At 58.8% G+C, this 2,717-nt stretch carries 3 protein-coding genes and 1 pseudogene; all 4 read left to right on the top strand.

All coding sequences use genetic code 11. From position 1 onward, the window contains the following. Positions 1 to 172 precede the first annotated feature (172 nt). Positions 173 to 1,049, top strand: a pseudogene (locus Y707_RS33040) (FAD-dependent oxidoreductase); the annotation flags it as partial. Between the two features lie 27 nt (positions 1,050 to 1,076). Further along, positions 1,077 to 1,517 (top strand): oxidoreductase dimerization domain-containing protein, encoded by a 441-nt coding sequence (locus Y707_RS33035; RefSeq protein ID WP_253905290.1) that lies wholly within the window; start codon positions 1,077 to 1,079, stop codon positions 1,515 to 1,517. A 158-nt stretch (positions 1,518 to 1,675) separates the two neighbouring features. Next, a complete protein-coding gene (locus Y707_RS28080) occupies positions 1,676 to 2,197 on the top strand; it encodes an isochorismatase family protein (protein WP_081745057.1) in 522 nt (173 codons plus the stop codon). A 251-nt stretch (positions 2,198 to 2,448) separates the two neighbouring features. Then, positions 2,449 to 2,717 (top strand): hypothetical protein (locus Y707_RS31810; protein WP_442853317.1); only part of this gene is annotated, 269 nt, incomplete at its 3' end.

Below are 2,717 nucleotides of genomic sequence, written 5' to 3'. Positions count from 1 at the left end.
GGCAACCTACGCCATCAAGGCCGGCATGACGACCCGGCAGATCGCAGATACCTGGGCCCCATACCTGACCATATCCGAGAGCCTGCGTCTGGTCGCCGGGATTTTCCACAACGAAATGCCAACATCGTGCTGCGCTTGACCCGTAATTTGTAACGGATTGAAAGGAATAATCATGAGTGAACATTTCGACGTTGCCGTTCTGGGCATGGGCCCGGGAGGTGAAGTTGCGGCCGGGCGGTTGCTGAAAGCCGGCAAGACAGTTGCAGTCATTGAGCGGGAACTCATCGGTGGCGAATGCGCCTACTGGGCCTGCATCCCTTCCAAAACCCTGCTCCGGGCACCCGAGGCCGGCATTGAAGCCAGAAGGGCCGCCGGAGTTGCCGCACCGGAGCTGGATTGGAAGGAAAGCAGCGAATACCGCGATTACATGATCCGCAATCTCGACGACAGCGCGCAGGTTGACGGGTACGCCAGCCAGGGAGCAACGGTGATCAAAGCCGAGGCAAGGATTACAGGACCCGGAACAATTCAGGCGGGGAACCGGGAAATCAGGGCCGACAACATCATCATTGCCACCGGTTCCGAAGCGGTCATCCCTACTCTTGAGGGCCTCGATGACTGCATGGACGAACAGGGAAACCTACACCGCCACGGCGTTGCCGGAGACAGCAATAGTCATCGGCGGCAGTGCGGTCGGTATTGAAACGGCCGCCTTCCTGTCCGGCTTCGGCGTCGACGTCACCCTGGTCCACCGTGACCAGCGGCTGCTCGAGCGCGAGGAGCCGAAGGCTGGCGACTTGGCCGGTCAGTATTTGGCGGATGCCGGCATACAGCTCCGCCTCAACGCCTCCGCGGCCAAGGCCCGCAAAGAGGGTACGCAGAGCGTTATCGGGCTCGACGACGGCACCGAGGTGAGTGCCGACGTCGTCATCTTTGCCACCGGGCGTAAGCCGCGGACCTCCGGACTCGGCTTTGAGCAAGCCGGCGTTGAACTCGATGCCCGCGGCGGTGTACGGGTCGATGAACACTGCCGGGCAGGTGATAACACCTGGGCTATCGGCGACGTGACCGGGATTATGCCCTTCACACACGTGGCGAAGTACCAAGGTCAAATCGCTTCCGCTGCCATTCTGGGAACGCCCACGAAGGCCTCCTACAACGGCATCCCGAGAGTGGTGTTCAGCAACCCCGAAATAGCTGCGGCCGGACTGACGAAGGTCCAGGCCGACGAACAGGGCATCTCCACGGCCGCCGTCGAACTGGATGTGACGCAAGCGATCGCGCGCCCCTGGACCTATGAACGTGAGCCACGTGGTCACCTCGGTTTGCTCGCTGACACGGAACGGGGAACGCTGATTGGTGCCTGGGCCGTGGCACCGCTGTCCGGGGAATGGATCCACCAGGCGTCCCTAGCCATCCGTGCGCAAATTCCGATCGAGACCCTGCGCGATCAGGTTGCCCAATTCCCTACCTATAACGAGGCGTACCAGGCTGCCATGGACAAGCTCCGGCTCTAAGGAACCAGATGCCAGCTACCCGGACGGCTGGACGGCTGCGCCGCCATTCCAGCATCGCGTTTGGGAAGAGTGTCCTGGCTTACAGAACCAGTGATGTGACGAGCGTAGCGTTCCAGACGGGTTCCCGTTGGGAATCACTACACGAGTTAAGGAGAGCCATGCAGTTCGATAAAGCTACAACGGCACTTGTGCTGACTGACCCACAGAATGATTTTCTCAGCCCTGAGGGCGCGACCTGGGAACTTGTCGGTAACAGCGTGACGGAAAACAACACAGTCCAGCACATCGACCAATTGCTTGCAGCGGCGAAAGCCGCCGATTATGGGGTTTTCATCTCTCCGCATTACTACTTCCCGCACGATCACCAATGGGAATTCGGTGGGACCCTGGAACACAAAATGCACGAAATTGGTATGTTCGACCGTCCGGGACCACTGAACCTCGAAGGATTCGAAGACTCAGGCGCCGATTGGCTGGACCAGTACAAGTCCTACATTGAGGACGGAAAGACGGTCGTATGCAGCCCCCACAAGGTATACGGGCCCGAACAAAACGACCTCGCACTTCAGCTGCGCAAACGCGGCATCAACAAGGTCATCCTGGCAGGGATGTCTGCTTGCAGCAGCCAAAGCCGCCGATTATGGGGTTTTCATCTCTCCGCATTACTACTTCCCCCATGATCACCAATGGGAATTCGGAGGGACCCTGGAACACAAAATGCACGAGATCGGTATGTTCGACCGCCCGGGACCACTGAACCTCGAAGGCTTCGAAGGCTCGGGCGCCGATTGGCTGGCCCAGTACAAGTCCTACATTGAAGACGGAAAGACTGTCGTATGCAGCCCCCACAAGATATACGGACCCGAACAGAACGACCTCGTACTTCAGCTGCGCAAACGCGGCATCAACAAGGTCATCCTGGCAGGGATGTTTGCTTGCAGCGGCGAAAGCCGCCGATTATGGGGTTTTCATCTCTCCGCATTACTACTTCCCGCACGATCACCAATGGGAATTCGGTGGGACCCTGGAACACAAAATGCACGAAATTGGTATGTTCGACCGTCCGGGACCACTGAACCTCGAAGGATTCGAAGACTCAGGCGCCGATTGGCTGGACCAGTACAAGTCCTACATTGAGGACGGAAAGACGGTCGTATGCAGCCCCCACAAGGTATACGGGCCCGAACAAAACGACCTCGC

The organism is Arthrobacter sp. H14, from assembly GCF_000520495.1.
In the GTDB taxonomy this organism is placed as follows: Bacteria; Actinomycetota; Actinomycetes; order Actinomycetales; family Micrococcaceae; genus Arthrobacter_C.
Note: the sequence above shows the minus strand (reverse complement) of the source record. Positions and strands in the feature narration are given on the sequence as shown.

Excerpts from the sequence above, each read along its gene's own strand:
- Y707_RS33035 (WP_253905290.1), top strand. The coding sequence starts at position 1,077 with ATGCCCTTCACACACGTGGCGAAGTACCAAGGTCAAATCGCTTCCGCT.
- Y707_RS28080 (WP_081745057.1), top strand. The coding sequence starts at position 1,676 with ATGCAGTTCGATAAAGCTACAACGGCACTTGTGCTGACTGACCCACAG.